This window comes from Brevundimonas sp. AVps4 (assembly GCF_058681525.1).
The window spans coordinates 51,360-74,073 of sequence record NZ_CM178741.1; the positions used below are offsets into that span (position 1 = coordinate 51,360).

Consider the following 22,714-nt stretch of genomic DNA (forward strand, 5'->3'; position numbering starts at 1 on the left):
AGCCTAGATTCGCCTGATCAGCGGCATTTTGGCGGGAGAGCGACTTGCGGGGCATGGAGCGGCGGCAGCAAGGACGGGGACGACGCGCCTCCGACCACGCCCCCGTCGGCGCCCCGGCCTGGATCCGCATCGGCGTCCTGGTCCTGGCCCTGGGCGCGACCGGCTATGCCTTGATGATGACGCGCCATCTCGGCCAGCCCGGCCGCGAGGTCCATCGTCTGCGCGGCGAAAACCTGGCCCTTAACGCCCAGCTGGCCGCCAGCCGGATCGCCGTCCAGATCCAGGCCGCCCAGACCGGCTTCGACGCCGCCGCCCCCGTCCTGGGACAGGACGCCGCCCCCCTGGCGGCGGTCGAGGCGGCGCGGCGCGCGGCGCCGGATGTCAGCTTTTCCGTCGTCGACGCCTCGGGCGCCTTGGTGGCGGCGCAAGGGGCGCGCAAGCCCGGCGCCCTGACCCTGGCCGGGCCCCAGGCCGGCGGCCGGCGGCTGGAGGCCCATGTGGCCCAGGACCTGCCGGCTGCGCCCCCCTATCGGATCGTCTCGGCCGCCGGACGCATCCTGGCCTCGCCCCAGCCGGGCGAGGCGGGGCGGCCAGCCGAAGGTTTGATCGGGGTGGAGCCCAAGGACCTGCCGTCCCTGACTTCGCCCCGCGCCGCGCGGGACGTCGGGGCGGTCGCGGCCGCGCCGATCGCGCCGGGCGGCCCCTATGTGACGGTGCTGGACCCCAAGGCCGAGGGGGGCGGCTTGCTGGACGAGGCCTGGGTGCTGATCGCCCCCGTGCTGCTGGGGCTGGGCGTCCTGATCCTCTATCTTATCCAGGGCCTGCGACGCGCCAGGGCCAGCCGGGAATGGGCCTCGTCCGAGCGGCGGTTCCGGGTCGCGGTCGAGGCGGCTCGGTGCGGCGTCTGGGAATGGGACCTGGCGGGCGAGGAAGTCACCCTGTCCGACTATATGGCGACCCTGCTCGGCTTCGAACGCGGCGGGGTGGTGCGGGCCGAGGACGTCATGGCCCGCATCCATCCCCGGTTCCGCGACGAAGTCCGCCACGCCCTCGATCAGGCGGCAGCCTACGGCGCCTTCGAAGTCACCTTCCCCGTGGCGGCCGAGGACGGGCGCACCCGCTGGATCGACGCGCGGGGCCAGGCGCGCGGCGCGCGGGGCGAGGCCGGCTTTTCCGCCATATTGGGCGTGGCCCTGGACATCACCGAGGCCCGCCGCGCCAAGGCGGCCGCCCAAGCCGCCGAAAGCCGCCTGCGCGACGGGGTCGAGAGCATTTCCGACGCCTTCGTCCTGTTCGACCGCCACGGCCGCCTGATCCTGTGGAACCAGGGCTTCGAGGACGCCTTCGCCTTCACCCCCGGCGTGGTCCGGCGCGGTGCGCTGAAGGACGAGCTGAACCGGATCGCCGCCCTGGCGATCAAGGCCGAACACGCCCCCTCCGACGGGCGGGCGGGCCTGCGCGAGGTCGAACTGCACGACGGCCGCTGGCTGCAGCTGGCCGAACGCTTCACCTCAGAAGGCGGCTCGGTCGTCACCGCCGCCGACATCACCGCCATCAAGCGCGAAGAGGCCGAACGCCGCCGCGCCGTCGAAGACCTGAGCCGCACCGTCGCCCAGCTGGAATCCAGCCAGCAAATGCTGTCCCAGCTGGCGCGCCAATATGAGATCGCCATGACCCGGGCCGAGGCCGCCAACCAGGCCAAGTCCGAGTTCCTGGCCAATATGAGCCATGAGCTGCGCACGCCGCTGAACGCCATCAACGGCTTTTCCGAGATCATGGCCGCCGAACTGTTCGGTCCCATCGGCGAAAAATACAAGGGCTACGCCGCAGACATACTGAAGTCGGGCCAGCATCTGCTCAGCCTGATCAACGACATCCTGGACATGGCCAAGATCGAGGCCGGCAAGATGACCCTGTACTATGAGCCGGTGTCGCTGAAGGGGGTGTGCGAGGACGCGGTTCGGCTGATGCGGGGCAAGGTTCAGGAGGCGGACCTGACCCTGAGCGTCGTGGGCGAGGATCTGCCCGATATCGAGGCGGACCAGCGCGGACTGAAACAGGTGATGCTGAACCTGATCTCCAACGCCGTGAAATTCACCCCCGCCGGCGGACGGATCACCCTGACCCTGGCGGCGACGCAAGGCGAAGACGGTCAGGCGCGGGTCAAGGTCTCCTGCGCCGACACCGGCATCGGCATCGCCCCCGAAGACCTGGCCCGCCTGGCCCGGCCGTTCGAACAGGTGGAAGGCCAGCACTCCAAGACCACCCAGGGCACCGGCCTGGGCCTGGCCCTGACCAAGTCCCTGATCGAAATGCACGGCGGCCGCCTGACCCTGGAAAGCGAACCCGGCGTCGGCACGGTGGTCAGCTTCGACCTGCCGGTGAAACGGCCCGAGGGCACGGTGACGCCGATGAAACAGGCGTTCGCGGCGTAGGGCTCAAGGACGGTCAGCCTTCGCCCTTGCTTCACGCGCGGCTTGAAGGCATGAGGGAGGCCTCACCTTGGACCTGCCCCTACAGCTAGGAGGCGGGTGGCTATCCTGACCGCCGATCCGTCAGGAAACCGACCCAAGCCTTGGGTCATCCCCACTGAAATCTCAATGACAATAGTTGCGTCCGTGCGCCAGCAATGGCTCGCCAACCCACGCCGTGATCTGCTGGCGGGGACCGTCGTCGCCCTGGCTCTGATCCCCGAGGCCATCGCCTTTTCGATCATCGCCGGGGTCGATCCGGCGGTCGGGCTGTACGCCAGCTTCGTGATCGCGGTGACCATCGCCTTCGTCGGCGGTCGCCCGGCCATGATCTCGGCGGCGACCGGCGCCATGGCACTCCTGATGGTCGGGCTCGTGCGCGATCACGGGCTTGAATATCTGTTCGCGGCGTCGCTGCTGACCGGCGTGTTTCAGATCCTCATCGGCCTGATGAAGCTGGGCCGCTACATAAGGTTCGTCTCGCGCAGCGTGATGACCGGCTTCGTCAACGCCCTGGCGATCCTGATCTTCCTGGCCCAGATGCCTGAGCTGATCGGCGCCGACTGGCAGACCTTCGCCCTCGTCGGCGCGGCCCTGGCGATCATCTACGGCTTGCCCAGGATCACAAGGGCGGTCCCGTCTCCGCTGGTCGCCATCGTCGCCGTCAGCGCCTTCGTGATCCTGACGGGGCTCGATGTCCGCACTGTCGGCGACATGGGCCAGATGCCCTCGGCCCTGCCGATGTTCCATATTCCAAACGTGCCGCTGACCTGGGAGACGCTGACCGTCATCGGTCCGGCGGCGGCGACCCTGGCCTTTGTGGGCCTGTTGGAAAGCCTGCTGACCGCCAATCTGTTGGACGACATCACCGACACGCCGTCGGACAAGGACCGAGAGACGCGCGGACAGGGCATGGCCAACATCGCCTCGTCCCTGTTCGGCGGCATGGCGGGCTGCGCCATGATCGGCCAGTCGATCATCAATGTGACCAGCGGAGCCCGCGGCCGCCTGTCCACCCTGTGGGCCGGCCTGTTCCTGCTGTTTCTGATCCTGGTGCTTCAGGACTGGGTCGCCCAAATCCCCATGGCGGCCCTGGTGGCGGTGATGATCATGGTCTCGATCGGCGCCTTCGACTGGGGTTCAGTGTTGAAACTGCGCTCCACGCCGTTTCAGTCGTCTGTGGTGATGATCGCCACGACAGCGACGGTGGTCGTCACCCACGACCTGTCGAAGGGGGTGGTCCTGGGCGTGATCCTGTCCGCCGTCTTCTTCATGCGCAAGGTCGGCAAGACCGTTCGCGTGGAGGAGATCGAGACGTCGCAAGAGGGCGTGTTGCGATACCGGGTGACCGGCAATCTCTTTTTCGCCTCGGCCGACGTGTTCGCCGCCGCCTTCGAACATCACGGCCGACCGACCCGCGTCGAGATCGACATGACCGACGCCCATCTCTGGGATCTGACCGGCGTGGCCGCCGTGGACAAGGTCGTGTTCCGCTATCGCCGTCAGGGGGCGCAGGTCGACCTCATCGGAATGAATGAGGCCGGGCGGACCCTGATCGACAAGCTGGGCCGGCATGACAAGAGCCACCTGCCCGTCGGCGCCGCCCACTGAGCCTCTTCTCTCCGTCGGCGGACGATCGGTCGGTCCGCCCGCCCCTTATACCAGCTCCACCCCCATCGCCGTCGCCTCGCCGCCCCCGATGCACAGGGCGGCCATGCCCCGGGTCTTGCCGCGGGCCTTCAGGGCCGACAGCAGGGTGGTCAGAACGCGGGCGCCGGAGGCGCCCAGCGGGTGGCCCAGGGCGCAGGCGCCGCCGTTGACGTTGATCTTGTCGTGGGGGACGCCCAGCTCCTGCATGGCGATCATCGGCACGATGGCGAAGGCCTCGTTGACCTCCCACAGATCGACGTCCTCAGGCGTCCAGCCGGCCTTCTTCAGCGCCTTTTGCAGGGCGAAGACCGGGGCGGTGGTGAACAGGCTGGGTTCGTGGGCGTGGGCGGCCTGGGCGACGACGCGGGCGATGGGGGTCAGACCCAGGGCCTGGGCCGTGGACTGGCGCATCATCACCAGGGCGGCCGCGCCGTCCGAGATGGAGGCGGCCGAGGCGGCGGTGATCGTGCCGTCCTTGCCGAAGGCGGGCTTCAGATTGGGGATCTTGGACGGGTCGGACTTGGTCGGCTGTTCGTCGCGGTCCACGACCACCACCCCCTTGCGCGTCTTGACCTCGACCGGGGTGATCTCGGCGTCGAAGTCGCCGCTGTCCTGGGCGCGCTTGGCCCGGCCGGCGCTTTCGACCGCATAGGCGTCCTGCTGTTCGCGGGTGAACTGATAGGCCTTGGCCGTGTCCTCGGCGAACTGGCCCATCAGCTTGCCGGGCTCATAGGCGTCCTCCAGACCGTCCAGATACATGCTGTCGGAAATGACGTCATGGCCGATGCGGGCGCCGCCCCGGTGCTTGTGCATCAGATAGGGGGCGTTGGTCATGGACTCCATGCCGCCCGCCACGATCACCTCGGCCGAGCCGGCCAGCAGGGCGTCATGGGCCATCATGGCCGCCTGCATGCCCGAGCCGCACATCTTGTTGATCGTGGTCGCCTCGGCCGAGATCGGCAGGCCCGCGCCCAGCCCCGCCTGACGCGCCGGCGCCTGGCCCAGGCCGGCGGGCAGGACGCAGCCCATGATGATCTGTTCGACCTTGTCCGGCGCCAGACCCGCCCGCTCCAGCGCCGCCTTCACCGCCGCCGCGCCCAGGTCGGTGGACTTGGCGTCCGACAACACGCCCTGGAATCCGCCCATCGGGGTTCTGGCGTAGGAGACGATGACGACGGGATCTTGGGCGGGATCGGGGGACATGGCGGGCTTCCTCTTGATTTGGCGCCTGAGATAGCGATCCGACCGCCCGTTGTGAACCGGGATGCGAACCGGGTCGGGCGCGGCTCAGGCGAAATGGAGCCGCCGGTAACGGCCCCGGAAATAGAGCAGGGGATCGCGGCGCGGCTCGAACCGGGCGCGCGTGACCCGGCCGATGAAGACCAGATGATCCCCCGCCTCCACCACCTGATGGGTGGCGCATTCGAAGCTGGCCAGGGAGCCGGACAGTATGGGGGCGCCGGTGTCCCAGCTCTCCCAGGCGACGCCGTCGAACCGTTCGGCCGACGACCGGGCGAAAACGCCCGACATCGGCTGCTGGCCGATGTGCAGGACGTTGATGGCGAAATGCTCGGCCCGCCGGAACCGCTCCAGATTGGACGAACTGCGCGCCAGGCAGAACAGGATCAGGGGCGGGTCCAGCGACACCGAGGAGAAGGAGTTGGCGGTCAGCCCCACCGGCTGGCCCTGTTCATCCAGAGTGGTGACCACCGTGACCCCGGTGGCGAAACAGCCCAGGGCGTCGCGCAGGGTCCGGGCGTCCGACCCGGCCTGATAATGCAGGGCCTGGCGCGGCGCATGGCGTTCCAGAAAGCCCAGCAGCGCCGCCTCGGTCGCCTCGCCCGCCGGTTCGGCTTCCAGATCGAGCCGCGGCAGGTCTGCGGGCGTCGCCGCATCCGGCGCCGCCCCGACGACGATCAGACAGCTGACCAGGGCCGGACCGGTCACGACCAGGGCCGGATGGACCGCCGCCAGGGTCTGGGCCGAACACAGTACGGCGGGTCGGGACGACAGTTCGGTCAAAAGGGCGCGCAGGGCGACCGCCGCCCCCTCCCCGTCCGCCTCGTCCAGCGGGGCCAGCAACACGTGACGCCCGGCCTCCACCAGGGCCCGCACCCACCGTCGCCCGTCCGCCGACAGCCGCTCGGGCGAACCGATCAGCAGGACGACCGGGTCCTCGGGATCGCCCAAACCTTGGACGTCCAGACCTTGGGCATCCAGACCTTGGACGTCCATGCCTCCGATCCGGGGCGGCGATTCAGTCATGAGGCGAGGCGGTCCAATCGGAAACGAAAGGCGTCTTTTAGGGGAAGTCCGCCCTCGGACGCCACGATTTACGACGCCGTCCCCGATTCGGATCATCCGGCATCCAGCGAGACCGTGGCGAAGGCGAACAGCCGGTCGACGGCCTGGCGGCGGGTGTTCGACGGCGCCGCTTCCGGTTCGGTCGGGCAGACGCAGCAGTCGGGCGGCGCTGATCTCCTTTTCAGTAGACGTCCCGGCGATAGCGGCCGTCTTCCAGCAGGGTCAGCAGGGCCTCCGCGCCCAGCGCCGCCTCCAGGGCTGCATGGACCCCCTGGGACATCCCCTCCAGACTGCCGCAGACATAGAGGGCCGCGCCCCGGTCCACCCAGGCGCGGACGTCCGACGCCGCCGCCGCGACCAGATCCTGCACATAGCGGCCGTCGCTGGGATCGCGCGAGAAACACCGGTCCAGCCGGGTCAGAACGCCGGACGCCAGCCAGGCCTGAAGCTCGGCGGCGAAGAAGGCGTCGTGCGCCTGGGTCCGCTCGCCGAACATCAGCCAGGCGCCGCTCCCCTGGCCCCCGTCTTGGGCCGCGCGGGCCTTCAGATGGGCCCTCAGCCCCGCGATCCCCGTGCCGTTGCCGATCAGGATCATCGGCGTCTGATCCTCCGGGCCGTGGAAGCTGCGGTTGGTCCGCACCCGCATGTCGATGGTTTCGCCCACAGCCAGGTCCTGGGTCAGCCGCCCCGAGGCCAGGCCGGGCGTTCCGTCCGGCCGACGCATCAGCCGCACCACCAGTTCGACCCGTCCGTCCGCCGGCACCGAGGCGATCGAATATTCGCGCGCGCCCGGCGTCACGCCGTCGCGTTCCGGCAGCCCCACCTCGGCGATGTCCCCGGCGGACCAGGGCGGCGCCGTCCCGACCGGCTCCAAGACCAGATGATAGGCTTCGCCGCCCGGACTGCCGGGATTGATCAGGGTCCGCTGCGTCAGCCGCCAGGGCTCATAGGCGGGCGGGGTCCAGTCGGGGGCCGTGGCCCGACCGGTGATCTGGTTCAACTGATGCTGCCAGTGGCGCACGGCGCCCGCGTCCCCGGCGTCCACCTCCACCAGATCGAACAGGGGCTCGGCGCCCGAGCGCCTCAGCCAGCCGTCCACCGCATGGCCGAAGCCGCAGAACTGATCATAGCTGCGGTCGCCCAGGGCCATCAGGCCGAAGCGAAGCCCGCCCAGGTCGGCCGGCGCCCCCATGGCCTTGCGCACCAGCCGCGCGGCGCTGTCGGGCGGATCGCCTTCACCCGTCGTCGAGACGATCAGCAGGGCCCGGCCCGCCGCCTTCAGCGTCGCCAGGTCCAGGTCCGCAAACGACAGGACCCGCGCCCCCAAGCCGCCGTCCTGCAAGGCTCGGGCGGTCATCCAGGCCAGTTCCTCGGCCAGTCCCGTCTGGCTGGCGAAGGCCACAAGCACCGTCTCCTCCCCGTCTCCGGCCAGGGCCTCGGAGCGGGCGCGCGCCGCCGCCTTCGCCCGGCGCTCGCGCCAGACGATCAGGCCGATCAGGACCAGCCAGAGGCCGACGGCCGCCAGGGCCAGAAGCCAGCGGGACGGATCGTTCGTCACCCCGGCGCCGCCTCCGCCCCATCCTCCATCATGGCCTTGAAGGCCGGGCTCATCCGCTCGACCAGGCCGCGCGGCGTGCGTTCGACGAACAGGGCGGCCAAACCGATCGCTTCGGCGTACTCCGGCCCCTCGAACGGCCCCATGACCGTCAGGGCGCTGGCGTAGGCGTCGGCCTTCATGGCCGAGGCGTGCAGCACGGTGACCGAGGCCAGATTGTTGCTGACCGGCCGCCCCGTCGATCCGTCGATCGTATGAGGATAGAGCCGCCCCTCATGGCGGAAGGCGCGGCGATAGTCGCCGCTGGTCGCCATGGCCAGGTCGAACAGGGCCGCCACCGTGCGGGGCGAGGCGTCGCCCTCCGCCCGCTCGATCTCCACCCACCAGGGCTGGGCGTCAGGCTTGACCCCGCGCCCCTTCAGCTCTCCGCCAATCTCGACCAGGTGCGAGGTCGCGCCCAGGGCCGTCAGGGCGTCCGACACCCGGTCCACCGCATGGCCCTTGGCGATGCCGGACAGGTCCAGCTTCATTCCGCCCGGCTGCATCAGGCCGCGCGCCTCGCGGTTCATCCGCAGCCGTCCCCAGCCGCTGACCTTCAGGGCCGCCTCGACCTCTTCGTCGCTGGGCAGGGGCAGAAGGGCGCCGCGCGGTCCCGGCGGGCCGAAACCCCACAGATCGACCAGGGCGCCCAGGGTCGGATCGACCGCCCCATTGGTCTCGTCGCCCAGGTCCATGGCCGCATCGACCAGATCCCAGAACGGCTGGGACACCGCCCACATGCCGGCCGGGGCCGCGTTGAACCGGCTGATCTCGCTGGTCGGCTCCCACGGGCTGAACAGGGCCACGACCGTCGCCAGCTCCCGCTCGATCGCCTCGCGCAGGGCCGCCTCGGTCAGGCCGCGCGGCCCTATGGCGCGGACGCTCCAGCTCGTGCCCATGGTCCGGCCGTCCAGCGCCTGGATATGATCGCCGGGCGGTCGGGGCGGCGGCCCCTCGACCGGCGGGATCAGGACGCGGTTGTCGACCCGGTCCGAAAGCGGAACCGGGTCTCCCAGGGTGAGGACGGGCGGGGCGGCGCGCGAACCGCGCGAAAAGGGCGTGTCGGACATGCCCAGCGGCTTAGGGCAGGACTTCCATCACCGCCACATAGTTGGCGTTCGATCCCAGGGTTTCGCCCTGGGCCGGGGTGCGGACCGAGGCGTTCAGCCAATACATGCCGGCCTCGGGCCAGGTGACGGTGAAGACGCCGTCGGCGCCGGTCTTGACCGTCATCTCCTCGGGATTGTCGCGATAGCGCAGGCCGCCGCGCGCGACGACGACGTCCAGGTCGGCGGCGGGCTGGCCGTCCTTCAGCAGTTTGAAGCTGGCGGCCTCGCCGGCGACCAGATCGTTCGGATGGGTCACGGGGACCAGCTCCAGCCCTTCGCCCGTGGTCTTGAACACGGTGTCGGTCGGATTGTTCAGGGTGACGAAGGTCTCGATCCGGCTGGCGGTGCGGGTCGCCTGGACGTCGGTCGCGCCCTGGGGCAGGGCCGCCGGATATTCGGCTGCGGTTCCACGCCAACGCTTCTGTTCGCCGTTCAGGGTGTAGCTGACCATGACGCCGCCCATGACGTTGGCGACCTTATAGGTGCCGTTCTGCGTCAGATGGACGTCGAAGGTGGTGCGGTACTGGGCCTGCATCAGATGTTCGGGCTGGACGGTCGAGCCGTCGGGCGCCGTCACCACCAGGCCGCTCATCCGCATGGCGGCGTGGTCAGGGATGAAGACCCCGTTGGACATGCCCGCATCGAAACCGACCCAGGCGTCGGCGCCCGACAGGCTGGTCGAGGTCGGCGCCATCCAGGCGCGGTGCGCCTGGGCGGCCAGGGGCGCAGCCAGGGCGGCGGCGAAGGCCAGAAGCGCGACGGTCTTTTTCATGGGTCTGTTCCTCAGCGAGAGACGGTGACGCGCACGGCGCCCAGTTCGGTGGAGCCGGAGGCGTCGGCGGTATTGGCCCCGCCCCAGCGGAAGGGCACGCGCACCACCTCGCGCCCGCCCAGTTCGCGCGCCGCCTCGACCACCAGATTGTACTGGCCGGGCTGAAGCCCGCGCAGACGGGCGGCGGGGACGTTGACGGTCTGGCGGCCCGGCGCGCGGGTGGCGCCCGAAATCCCGTCGGCGGGCAGGCTCATGGCCCGGCCGCCCTTGCGCCACCAGGTGCGCAGGTCCTTCAGCCAGTCCTTGCCGTCGCCCTCATTGTTGCGGGTCTGCTGGTACCAGACCGCCAGGGTCTGAACCGCCGTCTGATCCGGCTTCTCGATCCAGACCGCCACATAGGGCCGGTGATAGGAGGCGGTGTTCAGCCGCGGCACTTCGACCGTGACCGACAGATCCGCCGCCAGGGCCGGGGCGGCGGCCAGGGTCAGGCCGGCGGTGGTGACGACGATGGGGAGAAGACGCATCCGTTACACTCTCAATGGATGAAGATCAGGGCGATGACGACGGGGATCAGCAGGCCCAGCGCCGCCAGGGGCCAGGTGGAGGGACGGCCGCGTGCATGCAGCCACATCAGCCCCAGCCCCGTCACCGCAAAGATGACGCAGGCGACGGCGAAGACGTCGATGAACCAGAACCAGACCGCGCCTGCATTCCGCCCCTTATGCAGGTCGTTCAGATAGGCGATCCAGCCGCGCGTGGTCTTTTCATGGACCGCCTCGCCCGTCGCCCGGTCGATGGTCAGCCAGCCGTCGCCGCCGGGGATCGGCAGGGCGACATAGATCTCCTCGGGCGTCGTCTCGGTCGGCCGCCCGGCGATCTGAACCTTCAGGGCCTCGGCCGACCAGCGGGCGACGGCGTCGGGAACCGGTTCGGTCGTCTCCTGCGGATAGGCCGAAAGCCGTTGCAGCAGGGGCGCCGGCAGGGTGGCGGTCTGTTCGACCGTCACCGGCTCGGCCGGAATGGAGGCCGCATGGTTCAGGGTGATGCCCGTGACCGCGAACAGGATCATGCCGACCAGGCTGACGGCCGCCGAAATCCAGTGCCAGGAATGCAGCTGCTTCAGCCAGAAGGACCGCGCGCCGTTCAGCGCCGCCTTCGGCTTTTTCGCCCCCCTTGAGGTGGGCTCGATCTGGTTTTCTGCGGCGAGTTCAGTCACGGGACGGCTGTGCCACTGTTGCGAACCGTTTGCAATAGCAAGCGATGCGGCGAATTCGTCGCGCAGAGACCGTCAGTAGCTGAACCTGACCCCGGCCCGCACCGTGCGCGTGGGGCCGTAGCCCGCAACGTCGGACCCGGTCATAGACACCTCAACATCCGCGTCGAAAGCGTTGTCGACGGCGGCCCAGATCATCACCCCGTCCCCGGCCGACCATTCCGCGCGGGCGTCCAGGGTGACGGCGGGGTCCAGGGTGCGGCTGTTCAGATCATCGTCGAACCGGGCCGATTCATAGCGCGCGGCCAGACCCAGGGTCAGCCGATCCGTCGCCCGCCAGTCGACGCCCGCCGTCGCGCTCCATTCCGGCGCCTGGGCCGGACGCAGGCCGGTCAGCTGCGGCGCCGCCGTCCCGCCGTCCACCTCGGCGTCGGTCCAGGACAGGGCGGCGTTCAGCGCCAGGGCCTCGGTCGCCCGGACCGAACCGTTCAGCTCCAGGCCCCAGGCTTTGATCGTGCCGGCGTTCTGGCGTTGGCGCAGCACGCCGCCCGCCGGCACGAAGCCTGCGCGCGGGAAGGTCGCCGGTCCCTCGCCGATCGTCACATTGACGATGGCGTCCTCGATCTCGTTCCAGAAGACGGTCGCCCCCCAGGCGACGCCGCTCCGGTCGAAGGCCAGGCCCGTCTCGATCCCGCGAAGGGTCTCGGGCTCCAGCCCCGAATTGGCCTCGGTGATGTCGTTGCCGACCCGGAACGGCCGGTGCAGCTCGTTCAGCGTCGCCGGTCGAAAGCCGGAATAGGCCGCCGCCCGCCAGGCGTAACCCTCGCCCAGCCAGGCGGCCAGATCGCGCCGCGCCGCCAGTCGCGCGCTGACCACCTCGCCCGACCGGTCCTCGTCGGTCTCGTCCAGGATCGGCGCCCCGGTCGCCAGCGTGTATTCGTAGCGGAAGCCCGCCTCGTTCTTCCACCGGTCGTAGCGCAGACCGCCCGCGACCAGCCAGTCCCCGCCGGTCCACGACCCGTCCACATAGGTCCCGGCCACCGAGGTCTCGCCGCCCGCGCGCCGTCCCCGCGCGAAGCCCGCGCCGGTGGGATTGCTGAAGAACTCGTTGGTCGCACCCTCGTTGAAGCGGGCGTCGGCGCCGACCTCCCATTCCAGCCGCCCGCCCGCGATCTCGGCCACGCGACGGCGCAGGGCCGCGTTCAGCCCCCAGCCGGTCGCCGGGGTCTTGTACTGATCATTGGCCGGGGTCGTGGTCGATCGGTCCGCCGCCACCGAGGCGGAGCTGTTGGCGAAGTCGCTCTCGATGCGCCAGGCCTGCAGCCGCCAGCCATAGCCGTCGACGGGCGGCGCCTTGGCCGCCGTGGCGCTCAGGCTGTGTCCGCTGGCGTTGGACCGAGCGTTCAGCAGGCCGGAGCCGCGATCCTCTTCCCAGGTCGCCGCGCGCAGGGACAGGTTCGCCCCTTGCAGATTCACCCCGTCCAGCGGCGCATCGACCCGCAGGGCGGCGCTGCGGCTGTCCAGGTCCAGCGGCCTGTCCGCCGCTCCCGCCGCCGCACCGCGCACGGGCGTATAGCCGTCGCTGGTCTCATACAGGCCCGACAGGGTCACGCCGACGGGGCCCAACATCGTCGATCCCGATCCCGCCGCCCGCGCCCCGCCCCGCTCGGCGACCGACAGGTCCAGCACCCCGCCGCGCGCCCGCTCCGTCAGGGCGATGGTCCCGGTCAGGGCGCCCGCGCCATAGGGCCCCGCGCCCGCGCCGCGCACGACGTCCACCCGCTCCAGCGATTCCGGCGCGACCTGGGACCAGATCACCCAGCCGCCGAACGGATCGTTCAGCGGAACCCCGTCCAGGGTCACCAGGGTCCGGCCCGCGCCGGACGGGGCGATGGCCCGCAGAGAAATCCCCTGGGTCGTCGGATTGGCGGCCAGGCTGGAGGTGCGGCGGAACAGGGACACGGCGGGCACGGTCCGCAGGGCCTCGTCCAGCCGGACGGACCGCTCCAGCACGGTTTGATCCAGCCGCACCACCGAAAAGGCGGCGTCGGCGGCGGCGGTCGGCAGACGGGCCGCCGTCACCGTGATTTCAGACAGTTGGGCGGGCGGAGCGGGGGGCGCGTCTTGGAACATCCCGGTCACAATAGACCAGCCCCGCCTTGGTTCAGCCCTGCGACCTTATAAAGCGGACTGCGACCCTGGGGTCACAGACGGGGCGGTCGGGACGTCACACCTCGGACCAGCGCCGCAGCAGATTGTGATAGACGCCGGTCAGTTCGATCACCGCCTGATCCTTCGGCCCCTTCTCCAGGGCCACGCGCTGGGTCGCCACGTCCAGGCGGAACAGCATCTCGCGGTCGCCGTCGTCCCGGATCAGGCTCTGCATCCACATGAAGGACGAGACCCGCGCCCCGCGCGTCACCGGCATGACCTTGTGCAGGCTCTTGGACGGATAAAGCACCAGATTCCCGGCCGGCAGCTTGACCGACTGCGGCCCGTACATCTCCTCGATGATCAGCTCGCCGCCGTCATAGTCCTCGGGCTCGGACAGGAACAGGGTCGCCGACAGGTCGCTCCGTATACGGATTGAACCGCCGCCCCGCTGCTGGCGGATGGCGTTGTCCACGTGCCGGCCGAACTCGCCCCCGCCCTCATAGCGGTTGAACAAGGGCGGAAAGATCGTGTGCGGCAGGGCGGCGGCGACGAACATGGGATTGGCGTTCAAGGCCTGAACGATCAGGGCCGAGACCTCCTTGGCGACGTCGGAGTCTTCCGGCAGCTGCTGGTTCCGCTTGGCCGTCGCCGACTGGTGGCCGGAGGTCATGTTTCCGTCGGCCCACGGTCCGGCGTCCAGCCGCTCGCGCAGCGCCTTCACTTCGGCCTTGGAGAAGACTTCGGGGATTTGCAGCAGCACGTCGCTCTCGCTGAAAAGAAAGGCGGCCCCGCCGGAAGGACGGAGCCGCCAGTTATAGGCCGGGGATAGAGGCCTTTAGAAGCGCAGGTTCAAGGCCAGGATGGCCTGACGCGCCGGAGCGGGGTCGGCATGGTGAACCCCGTTGGTCCGCATGATGTATTCCTCGTCCGTGGCGTTCTTGACGTTCAGCTGCAGGCTGGCGCGGTCCGAAAGGTCATAGGTGGCGAAGGCGTCAACGCGGGTCCATTCGGGCGCATAGACGCGGTTGTTCCCGCCGCCGGCCCCGCCCTGGTTTCCGCCCCAGGACTTGGAGGTGTAATAGACGCCGCCGCCGATCGTCAGTTTGGGCAGCAGGCGATAGGTGGTGAACAGGCTCGCGCTGTTCTTGGGCGTATTGGCCAGGGGCAGGCCTTGCAGCGGATTGACGCTTGCGACCGGCGGCGTCCCCGACACGACCACGGCCGCCTTGGTCAGTTCGGAATCCATATAGGTATAGCCGCCGAACACGGTCCATTTCGGCGTGATGCTGCCTGACACGCCCAGTTCGAAGCCGTTGACCTCGACCTCGCCTTCCTGACGGAAGATGTTCGGCTCGACCAAGATCAGGGCGTTCTTGCGGGTCAGATGGAAGGCGGCCGCCGACAGGGCGAGACGGTCGTTCAAGACATTGGCCTTGGCGCCGATCTCGAAGCTCTCGGTGTCTTCCGGATCCAGAACGGTGTTGGCGACGCCATCGACCGTGCCCGTGCCGCCCGAGGCATTCTGGTCGCCCGCCGAAATGGTCGGCGGCGTCGAGGAGGTGGACCAGGACGCATAGACGCTGCTGTTCTGCGTCGGCTTGAACACCAGACCAACCTGATAGTTGGTGAACTCCCAGGTCCGCTCGGGCACGACCGTATAGCCTGCCGTGGTCCAGACGCCGGCCGTCTGGCTCGACGTCGCATTCAGGCCGCGCACCGAATACTGATCCCACCGCACGCCCAGGTTCAGGATCAGCCGCTCGGTCAGGGTGATGCTGTCGTTGGCGTAAAGGCCGATGGTCTCGGTGGTGTTGGAGCTGGTCGGGCCACGGTTGATCACGCCGGTCCAGGCGTCGTCCGGCGTGGGATCATAGACGCGGGTGCAGTCGTCGGCGCCCAGGGCGCTGGCCGCCGTCGGCCGCGATCCGGAGACTGTGGTCAGACCCGTCGGGCAGGCGGCGCCGGAGGTGGTGTAGGTCGAATAGGCCGCATTGCGGTTCCGCTCGCGCGTCAGCTCCAGACCCACGTCATAGCTGTGTTTGAACGCCCCCGTCTCGAACCGGCCGTACAGGTCGGTGACATTGGCCAGGGTGGTGACGGGGTTCCAGCGGGTCTTGGTCCCCCGCTTCATCCAATAGGTCCCGTCGGCCGCGCGGCCGACATAGCCGCCGTCGCCGGGGTTGGTGACGATGTAGTCGTTCAGCGTCTCCGCATAGCGGCTGACGTTGCGGATCGTCAGAAGGTCGCTGAAGCGGTGCTCGGCCTTGAAGGTGAAGCTGTCGACCTCATTGGTCAGATAGTCGCGCGCCTTCAGCCCGTAGAAGCTGCCATAGGGGACGTCCAGCACGCCGGACTCGGTCGTGCGCGACTGGATCTTGGTGAACAGCGGAATGCCGTAGTCCGGCGTCTGATCGCTGGTCAGATGATAGTAGCTGAAGACCATGGACGAGCCGGTTCCCAGGCCCGCCCCCAGGCTGACGCCCAGGCCCCATTTGTCGTAATCGACGCTGTCGCGACCGGGCACGTCGCCCTGGGCGCCCATCAGATTGATCCGCAGGGCGGCGGTTTCACCCAGCGGCATATTGGCGTCGATCGTGCCGCGGACGTAGCCGTCCGTCCCGACACCGGCGCTGAAGTTGTTGAAGGCGTTCAGCTTCGGGGATTTGGAGCTCAGATTGACGCTGCCCCCGCCGGAGCCCCGGCCGGAATAGACGGCGTCCGGCCCCTTGATCACCTCGACCTGTTCCAGGTTGAACACTTCGCGCTGCTGGCCGCCCGTATCCCGCAGACCGTCGACGAAGATGTTGTTGCCGGACGACTGGCCGCGGATGAAGGGACGGTCCGCCAAGGGCTGACCGCCCTCGCCGGCGCCGAAGGTGATGCCGGGCGAATTCTGCAACAGGTCCTGCAGCGACGAGGCCGCCGTCTGTTCGATGATCGCCTGGGGAATGACGGTCACGGCGCGGGGCGTATCAACCAGGGGCGCGACGAATTCGGGACTGACCGGCGCAGGCTTCTTCAGCTGGCCGTTGACGTCGATCGTGCCCAGGTTGGCGGGCTGTTGTTGCTGATCCGCGGTGACGACCACGCCGTCTTCGGCGGTCGCGTCAGCGGCGAGGGCGATGGCGGGGGCGGCGACCAGCATGCCGGCGGCGCTGGAGGCGAAGAGAAGCGCGCGAAGCGAGGCGGCGCGAGAGTCGGACATGTTTTGGCGACCTTTTGGTCTGATTTTGCGATGCGGTCGCAATAACCAGCTTCATTGGGCCGTACAAGAGCGATTGCGAGTAGGTCGCAACTTAATTCGAGACGATGCTGATCGTGCGAGACGGCGCCGTCTGCGCGCCCAGATCAAGCCAGGTGGGCGCCGGCATGGCCTGGTGCGCCGCAGCCAATGCCTCCGACCACCGCCGGCCCAGGTCGCGGAAATAGGGATCGTCCGCCTCCAGCCGACGCTCCATCCCCGACAGACCGTCGCGGCGGATCACGATCAGATCCAGCGGCGGCCCCACGGCGATGTTGGAGCGGATGGTCGAGTCGAACGAGATCAGCCCCAGCTTCACCGCCTCCGACAGGGGGGTGTCCACATGAAGGGCCCGGTCCAGAATGGGCTTGCCGTATTTCAGCTCGCCGATCTGCAGATACGGCGTGTCGGCCCCGCATTCGATGAAATTGCCCTGGCCGTAGATCAGATACAGCCCCATCTTGCCGCCCGCGATCTGGCCGCCCAGCAGCATGGAGGCGTTGACGTTCAAGGCGTCGGCGGCCGGCGAGGCGGGGGTGTTGATCGTCGCCCGCACGGTCGCCAGAGCGTGGCCCAGGATTTGGGCGGCGCGAAACAGGGTCGGCGCGGTCTCCAGCGTCTCCGGCCCGGTCGAATCCGGCAGCTTGACCCCTTCGGCGACCATGGCCAGGGCCGTCTGCGTCACCGACAGATTGCCCGCCGTCGCCACGGCCAGCACCCGCTCTCCCGGCCGCTTGAACACATGCAGTTTGCGATAGGACGAGATGTTGTCCACGCCCGCATTGGTGCGGGTGTCGGCGATCATCGCCAACCCCTCGTGCACCAACATGCCTACGCAATAGGTCACTGTCCCCTATCCGCTCCCCGTTCCGCGAATCCGCAGACGCTAACAGATTCCCGCGACATGACGATCAGGACCATCCCCGGCTCTGATGTTGTTGCCGGCCCTGTTGCACAGGCCGCACATGAAGGGCCACCGTCAGACTGCCGACCCCGCCGCCATAGCTGGTTCCCCGGATCGGCGTCGCCCCCAGCGAATCCAGGCCCACGGCGATGCGGACATAGTTCTCGGTCGGACAAATGCCGTTGGCCGCGTCGAACCCGACCCAGCCCAGGTCCTCGATCCAGGCCTCGGCCCAGGCGTGGGCGGCGTCCTGGTCGTGCCGGCCGTCCGACCGGTTCAGATGGCCCGAGACATAACGGGCCGGCACGCCCAGGGTCCGGGCGCAGGCGATGAAGATCTGGGCGTGATCCTGGCAGACGCCGCGACCGATGGCGAAGGCCTCGGACGCCGTATGGGTGGCGGAGGTCGCCCCGACCTCGAAAGCGACGCCGGCGTGGATGGCCCCCATCAGACGGTGCATCCGCTCCAGGGCCGCGCCCTCGGGCACGGACCGGGCGAAGTCGATCAGGGCCGCATCGGCCTGGGTCAGCCGGGTGTCGCGCAGATAGACGCCCGGCTGCAGCCGCTCGTTCTGCCCCCGGATCACCCCGCCGGTGTCCACGGTCGAGACCTCGCCCGTCACCCGGATGGTCAGGGCGTCGGTCGGCCGCTCGGTATAGAGGCTGTGCACGATATTGCCGAAGGCGTCGTCGCTGCGCCGCAGCCGGGCGTCGACGTCGGTCTCGATCCGCCATTCCCGCACCTGCTGGGCCTCGCAGGACCGGGGCGTGAGCCGCAGCACCTGGACGATGAACCGCGCGGGCCGGGCGTAGGCGTAGCGGGTGGAGTGGTCGATCCGGATCCGCATGGTCAGACCAGATACTGTTCGTGGATGGCGGCGCCCAGGGCGTTGTTCTCGTTCAGAAAGCCCTGGATGTATTCATGCAGGCCCGACTGGAAGATGTCCTCGATCCGGGCCTCGTTGAACTGGGTCAGCCGGTTCGACGCCAGCCGCTGAGCCGGGCCGCGCCGGCCATAGTCGGCGGCCAGCTTCTCCAGATAGCTGACGATCATCCCCTGGCAGCTGGCCAGGGACCGCGGCATCTGCCGGTTCAGCACCAGGAGGTCCGCCACCAGCCAGGGCCGCACGCTCTCGCGGTAAACCCAGCGATAGGCGGTCAGGGCCGAGACCTCGCGCAGCAGGGTGGTCCACTGGAAATAGTCCAGCTGTCCCCCCACCCGTTCGCCCGGCGGCAGCAGCAGATGGTATTTGACGTCCAGCAGGCGGGCGGTGTTGTCGGCCCGTTCGATCGCCATGCCCAGCCGCAGGAACCAGTAGGCGTCGTTCCTGAGCATCGTCCGCGACGAGGCCCCCTCCACCGCCAGGGACGTCGATTTCACGAAGTCCAGGAAGTTGGTGAAGTCGTCGCGGCGGGTCGGCTCGCCCAGTTCGTTCAGCCCGTTCCAGGCGCCGTTGATCGCCTCCCACAGCTCGATGGTCAGGGCGGTCCGCACCGAACGGGCGTTGGTCCGCGCCCGGGTGATACAGGCCTTGATCGAGGTCGTATTGTCGGCTCCGAAGGCCAGATATTCGCGGACGGACTTCTCCGACACGGTGCGGCCGGTGGCGTCGAAGGCCGACTTCACCCCCGACGAGGCGATGGCCCCCGCCCAGGCGGTGACGGTCGCCTGATCCTTGGCCGGCAGGGCCGCCAGGCGGATCGCCGCCTCCAGAATTCGCGCAAGAAAATCGGCCCGCTCCATATAGCGGCCGGTCCAATAGAGACTGTCTGCGGTGCGAGAGAGCATCTATTCCTCCCCCATTGGGGGAGGGGGACCGCCCGAAGGGGGGTGGAGGGGGCCAAACGCAAACAGGGTGTCTGGGGCGAGCGCCCTCCACCGCTTCGCGGTCCCCCTCCCCCGACGGGGGAGGATTTTCGTCCGATCAAACATCCAGCACCCAGGTGTCCTTGGTTCCGCCGCCCTGGCTGGAGTTGACCACCAGCGACCCCTCCTTCAACGCCACCCGCGTCAGCCCGCCCGGCGCGACCCGCACCCCGGCCGGACTGGACAGGACGAAGGGCCGAAGATCGACGTGGCGCGGCGACAGGGCTCCGCCGTTCAGGGTCGGGGCCGTCGACAGGCTCAGCGTCGGCTGGGCGATGAAGTCGTCGGGATCGGCGATCAGCTTGGCGCGGAAGGCCTCGATCTCGGCCTGGGTCGAGGTGGGCCCCACCAGCATGCCGTAGCCGCCCGATCCACCGACCTCCTTGACCACCAGTTCCGGCAGCTTCTCCAGCACCTCCTTCAGCGCCTCCGGCTCGCGGCAGCGCCAGGTCGGCACATTCTTCAATATGGCGTCCTCGCCGGTGAAGAAGCGGATGATCTCGGGCATATAGGTATAGACGGCCTTGTCGTCGGCCACCCCGGTCCCGACCGCATTGGCCAGGGTCACACGCCCGGCGAAATAGGCCGACATCAGCCCCGGCGCCCCGACCGCCGAATCCGGCATGAAGGTCAGGGGGTCGATGAAGTCGTCGTCGATGCGGCGATAGATGACGTCGACCCGCTTGGGGCCTTCGGTCGTGCGCATATAGACGGTGTCGTCATTGACGAAGAGATCCCCGCCCTCGACCAGTTCGACCCCCAGCTTGTCGGCCAGGAAGCTGTGCTCGTAATAGGCCGAGTTGAACGGCCCCGGCGTCAGGACCACGATGGTCGGATCCTCGCCCGCCCCCGACGGCGCCGAGGCCTGGAGCGAACGCAGCAGCATGTCGGTATAGATTTCGACCGGCCGCACCGCATGTTCGGCGAACAGGTCGGGGAACAGCCGCATCATCATCTCGCGGTTCTCCAGCATATAGGAGACCCCGGACGGGGTGCGGACATTGTCCTCCAGCACATAGAAGCCGTCCTCGCCCGTGCGGACCAGATCGACCCCGGCGATATGGCACCAGACGTCGCCGGGCGGACGCCGCCCCTGCATCTCGGGCCGATAGTGCGGATTGGTCAGGATCAGGTCGGCGGGCACGATCCCGGCGCGGATACAGTCCTGCGGTCCGTAGATGTCCTTCAGAAAGGCGTTGATGGCGGTGACCCGCTGCTTCAGCCCCTTCTCCAGCCCGCCCCATTCGTCGGCGCCGATGATGCGCGGAACGACGTCGAACGGGATCAGCCGCTCGTTGGATTCCTCGTCGCCATAGACGGCGAAGGTCACCCCCATGCGGCGGAAGAACAGCTCCGCCTGGCGCGAGCGCGCCTGCAACAGGTCCGGCGGGGCGTTTTCCAGCCAGGCCGCCAGGGTCTTGTAGCTGTCGCGGATCGCGCCGGATCCGCCGCCGTTCATTTCGTCGAAAGCTCTCGTCATTCGCCCCCGCCGCGTTGAGATCACAGCTTGATCGCGACCCAACGAAAAGCGCAACAGTTTTGTTGCACTGCGGCGAAGCTTCAACAACCAGACCCTCCCCCGCCTGCGGGAGAGGTGGCCCGTCGATCGCGCAGCGATCCAGGGTCGGAGAGTGAAGTTCTGCTCAAAGCAAGAAGACTTCCCCCATCGCCAGGCGTGTCGCTTCGCGCCACGGCCTGACACTTCCCCCGCAAGCGGTGGAAGGTCGGGTGAAAATCACACCCCCACCGCCTTCATCGAAACCGAGACGTCCGCCAGCTTGGCCGGATCCACCGGCGTCGCCTTTCCGATCAGCTGTTTGCCCGCCATGAACTCCGGCGGAGCATTGACCGCCTCGACGCAGACCACCCGGTCGCCGTTCAGGTGAAACACCGCAAATCCCCCCGCCGACGGATCGCCCCGCACCACCTGACGGTCCGCATCGAACGGCAGGCCGGCGATCTGAAGCTTGAAGTCGTACTGATCGGACCAGAACCACGGCACCTCCGGCGCCGGCCCCAGTCGCCCGACGATGGCCGCCGCCGCCTGTTTGGCCTGTTCCAGCGCGTTGGGCACGCTCTCCAGCCGGTGCGAGACCCCGCCGTGCACGGGAATCGGCCGCCGCGTCATGTCGCCGACGGCGAAGATCGCCGGGTCGCTGGTCCGCGCCTGATCGTCCACCACCACCCCGTCGTCGCAACGCAGGCCCGCCGACCGCGCCAGGCTGTCGCAGGCCAGGGCGCCCACCCCGACCAGAACCGCATCCGCCTGCACCGCCGATCCGTCCGCCAGGGTCACGCCGTCATGGGCGACCGCGACCACCTCGGCGCCCGTGATGATCTCCACCCCCCGCGCCCGGTGCTGGGCGGTGAAGAAGGCCGACAGGGTCTCCGACGCCACCCGCGCCAGCACGCGCGGTGCCCGTTCGATCACCACCGCCTCGGCGCCCAAGGCGCGGGCCGAGGCCGCCGCCTCCAGACCCACATAGCCGCCGCCGACCACCGCCAGCCGTTTGCCCGGCCCCAGCACGGCCTTCAGCCGCTCGGCGTCCTTCAGCGTCCTCAGCTCCAGCAGGTCGGGATGGTCCCCGCCCGGAACCGGCAGTTTGCGCGCCGTCGATCCCGTCGCCAGCACCAGGACGTCATAGGGTTCGCTCGAGCCGTCGTGGAAGGCGACCGTCTTCGCCTCCGGGTCCACCGACACGGCGACAGTCGAGGGTCGAAACGCGATCCCCTGCTCCTGATAGAAGCTCAGCGGCCGCAGCAGCAGCGCCTCCAGATCCGCCTCCCCCTTCAGCCAGGCCTTGGACAGGGGCGGCCGCTGATAGGGCGGCGCATCCTCCTCGCCCACCAGCACGATGGGGCCTTCATGCCCGTACTGCCGCAGAAAGGCCGCGACGGAGCCGCCGGCGTGGCCGGCGCCGATGATCAGGATCTTGGTCATGGGGGTGGTTTAGAGTGGCGAGTGGCGAGTGGCGAGTGGCGAGATAAACGCCCCCGCTTTCAACCATCATCCTTGGGACTGACGAAACCTGGCTGGACCGCACAAGGCGCCGTCTTCAAACTCGCCACTCGCCACTCGCCACTCGCCACTCGCCACTAATCGCCCTTGACCGTTCCACTGTTACAGCATAGTGGAACGCGCATGACGACCCCGCCCGCCCGCGACGCCCTCTACGACGCCCTGCTGTCGATGCAGACGCGCGCCGAGATGGACGCCTTTCTGGCCGACCTGTGCACCCCGGCGGAACTGCGCGCCTTCGCCGAGCGCTGGCAGGTGGCGCGCCTCTTGGACGCCGGCGGCAAATCCTATCGCGAGATCGCGGCCGAGGCCCACGCCAGCCCCACCACCGTCGTCCGCGTCGCCCGTTACCTCAAAGACATGCCGCACCAGGGCTACCGCATCGCCCTGGACCGCCTGAAGAACACGAACTGAGTA

At 68.9% G+C, this 22,714-nt stretch carries 18 protein-coding genes and 1 other annotated feature; of the genes, 3 read left to right on the forward strand and 15 right to left on the reverse strand.

The features are described from left to right. Positions 1 to 53: 53 nt before the first annotated feature. Positions 54 to 2,435, forward strand: coding sequence for a PAS domain-containing sensor histidine kinase (locus ACW178_RS00260; RefSeq protein ID WP_492025063.1), 2,382 nt, complete (start codon positions 54 to 56; stop codon positions 2,433 to 2,435). Between the two features lie 66 nt (positions 2,436 to 2,501). Then, positions 2,502 to 2,565: a sequence feature (sul1 is cis-regulatory element that is thought to sense ions involved in sulfur or methionine metabolism; They are found in Alphaproteobacteria), on the forward strand. Between the two features lie 53 nt (positions 2,566 to 2,618). Continuing rightward, a complete protein-coding gene (locus ACW178_RS00265) occupies positions 2,619 to 4,082 on the forward strand; it encodes a SulP family inorganic anion transporter (RefSeq protein ID WP_464165383.1) in 1,464 nt (487 codons plus the stop codon). 45 nt (positions 4,083 to 4,127) lie between these two features. On the opposite strand, the gene ACW178_RS00270 is transcribed toward ACW178_RS00265, so the two are convergent. From ACW178_RS00270 to ACW178_RS00340, 15 genes are all read right to left on the reverse strand, one after another. Then, positions 4,128 to 5,324, reverse strand: coding sequence for an acetyl-CoA C-acyltransferase (locus ACW178_RS00270; RefSeq protein WP_152948890.1), 1,197 nt, complete (start codon positions 5,322 to 5,324; stop codon positions 4,128 to 4,130). An 84-nt stretch (positions 5,325 to 5,408) separates the two neighbouring features. Then, positions 5,409 to 6,356 (reverse strand): flavin reductase family protein, encoded by a 948-nt coding sequence (locus ACW178_RS00275; RefSeq protein WP_228185258.1) that lies wholly within the window; start codon positions 6,354 to 6,356, stop codon positions 5,409 to 5,411. A 250-nt stretch (positions 6,357 to 6,606) separates the two neighbouring features. Beyond that, positions 6,607 to 7,983: a sulfite reductase subunit alpha gene (locus ACW178_RS00280; protein WP_191558985.1), complete on the reverse strand. Its 1,377-nt coding sequence runs from the start codon at positions 7,981 to 7,983 to the stop codon at positions 6,607 to 6,609. Then, positions 7,980 to 9,089 (reverse strand): FAD:protein FMN transferase, encoded by a 1,110-nt coding sequence (locus ACW178_RS00285; protein ID WP_191558986.1) that lies wholly within the window; start codon positions 9,087 to 9,089, stop codon positions 7,980 to 7,982. The genes ACW178_RS00280 and ACW178_RS00285 overlap by 4 nt, the downstream gene beginning before the upstream one ends. Positions 9,090 to 9,099: 10 nt before the next feature. Beyond that, entirely contained in the window at positions 9,100 to 9,900 is an 801-nt protein-coding gene (locus tag ACW178_RS00290) for a DUF4198 domain-containing protein (protein WP_492024749.1), read from the reverse strand. An 11-nt stretch (positions 9,901 to 9,911) separates the two neighbouring features. Beyond that, entirely contained in the window at positions 9,912 to 10,424 is a 513-nt protein-coding gene (locus ACW178_RS00295) for a DUF2271 domain-containing protein (RefSeq protein ID WP_054763967.1), read from the reverse strand. 11 nt (positions 10,425 to 10,435) lie between these two features. Beyond that, positions 10,436 to 11,116 carry a PepSY-associated TM helix domain-containing protein gene (locus tag ACW178_RS00300; protein WP_464159173.1) on the reverse strand — a complete coding sequence of 227 codons (681 nt, stop codon included), beginning with the start codon at positions 11,114 to 11,116 and terminating at the stop codon, positions 10,436 to 10,438. A gap of 72 nt (positions 11,117 to 11,188) precedes the next feature. Further along, positions 11,189 to 13,246, reverse strand: coding sequence for a TonB-dependent receptor (locus tag ACW178_RS00305; protein ID WP_287104724.1), 2,058 nt, complete (start codon positions 13,244 to 13,246; stop codon positions 11,189 to 11,191). A gap of 94 nt (positions 13,247 to 13,340) precedes the next feature. Next, positions 13,341 to 14,027: a Fe2+-dependent dioxygenase gene (locus ACW178_RS00310; protein ID WP_492024750.1), complete on the reverse strand. Its 687-nt coding sequence runs from the start codon at positions 14,025 to 14,027 to the stop codon at positions 13,341 to 13,343. A 75-nt stretch (positions 14,028 to 14,102) separates the two neighbouring features. Further along, a complete protein-coding gene (locus ACW178_RS00315) occupies positions 14,103 to 16,472 on the reverse strand; it encodes a TonB-dependent receptor (RefSeq protein ID WP_492024751.1) in 2,370 nt (789 codons plus the stop codon). Between the two features lie 91 nt (positions 16,473 to 16,563). Continuing rightward, complete coding sequence (locus ACW178_RS00320) at positions 16,564 to 17,355, reverse strand: proteasome-type protease (protein ID WP_492024752.1); 792 nt, start codon at positions 17,353 to 17,355, stop codon at positions 16,564 to 16,566. 64 nt (positions 17,356 to 17,419) lie between these two features. Beyond that, entirely contained in the window at positions 17,420 to 18,259 is an 840-nt protein-coding gene (locus ACW178_RS00325) for a transglutaminase-like domain-containing protein (protein WP_182714929.1), read from the reverse strand. A 2-nt stretch (positions 18,260 to 18,261) separates the two neighbouring features. Beyond that, positions 18,262 to 19,200: an alpha-E domain-containing protein gene (locus tag ACW178_RS00330; RefSeq protein WP_152948901.1), complete on the reverse strand. Its 939-nt coding sequence runs from the start codon at positions 19,198 to 19,200 to the stop codon at positions 18,262 to 18,264. A 136-nt stretch (positions 19,201 to 19,336) separates the two neighbouring features. Next, on the reverse strand, positions 19,337 to 20,758 hold the full coding sequence (locus tag ACW178_RS00335; protein WP_182715138.1) for a circularly permuted type 2 ATP-grasp protein: 1,422 nt from the start codon (positions 20,756 to 20,758) through the stop codon (positions 19,337 to 19,339). 255 nt (positions 20,759 to 21,013) lie between these two features. After that, a complete protein-coding gene (locus tag ACW178_RS00340) occupies positions 21,014 to 22,219 on the reverse strand; it encodes an NAD(P)/FAD-dependent oxidoreductase (protein WP_287104742.1) in 1,206 nt (401 codons plus the stop codon). A 201-nt stretch (positions 22,220 to 22,420) separates the two neighbouring features. On the opposite strand from ACW178_RS00340, the gene ACW178_RS00345 reads away from it, so the two are divergent. Next, the gene (locus ACW178_RS00345) at positions 22,421 to 22,711 is read left to right on the forward strand and encodes a YerC/YecD family TrpR-related protein (protein WP_191554555.1); all 291 of its coding nucleotides are present in this window, start codon (positions 22,421 to 22,423) and stop codon (positions 22,709 to 22,711) included. Positions 22,712 to 22,714: the final 3 nt, after the last annotated feature.

What these genes read in the sequence shown, in the direction of transcription:
- ACW178_RS00270 (WP_152948890.1), bottom strand. Translation starts at nt 5,324, where the DNA reads ATGTCCCCCGATCCCGCCCAAGATCCCGTCGTCATCGTCTCCTACGCC.
- ACW178_RS00305 (WP_287104724.1), bottom strand. Translation starts at nt 13,246, where the DNA reads ATGTTCCAAGACGCGCCCCCCGCTCCGCCCGCCCAACTGTCTGAAATC.
- ACW178_RS00290 (WP_492024749.1), bottom strand. Translation starts at nt 9,900, where the DNA reads ATGAAAAAGACCGTCGCGCTTCTGGCCTTCGCCGCCGCCCTGGCTGCG.
- ACW178_RS00330 (WP_152948901.1), bottom strand. Translation starts at nt 19,200, where the DNA reads ATGCTCTCTCGCACCGCAGACAGTCTCTATTGGACCGGCCGCTATATG.
- ACW178_RS00345 (WP_191554555.1), top strand. Translation starts at nt 22,421, where the DNA reads ATGACGACCCCGCCCGCCCGCGACGCCCTCTACGACGCCCTGCTGTCG.
- ACW178_RS00260 (WP_492025063.1), top strand. Translation starts at nt 54, where the DNA reads ATGGAGCGGCGGCAGCAAGGACGGGGACGACGCGCCTCCGACCACGCC.
- ACW178_RS00335 (WP_182715138.1), bottom strand. Translation starts at nt 20,758, where the DNA reads ATGACGAGAGCTTTCGACGAAATGAACGGCGGCGGATCCGGCGCGATC.
- ACW178_RS00275 (WP_228185258.1), bottom strand. Translation starts at nt 6,356, where the DNA reads ATGGACGTCCAAGGTCTGGATGCCCAAGGTCTGGACGTCCAAGGTTTG.
- ACW178_RS00315 (WP_492024751.1), bottom strand. Translation starts at nt 16,472, where the DNA reads ATGTCCGACTCTCGCGCCGCCTCGCTTCGCGCGCTTCTCTTCGCCTCC.
- ACW178_RS00340 (WP_287104742.1), bottom strand. Translation starts at nt 22,219, where the DNA reads ATGACCAAGATCCTGATCATCGGCGCCGGCCACGCCGGCGGCTCCGTC.
- ACW178_RS00285 (WP_191558986.1), bottom strand. Translation starts at nt 9,089, where the DNA reads ATGTCCGACACGCCCTTTTCGCGCGGTTCGCGCGCCGCCCCGCCCGTC.
- ACW178_RS00325 (WP_182714929.1), bottom strand. Translation starts at nt 18,259, where the DNA reads ATGCGGATCCGGATCGACCACTCCACCCGCTACGCCTACGCCCGGCCC.
- ACW178_RS00295 (WP_054763967.1), bottom strand. Translation starts at nt 10,424, where the DNA reads ATGCGTCTTCTCCCCATCGTCGTCACCACCGCCGGCCTGACCCTGGCC.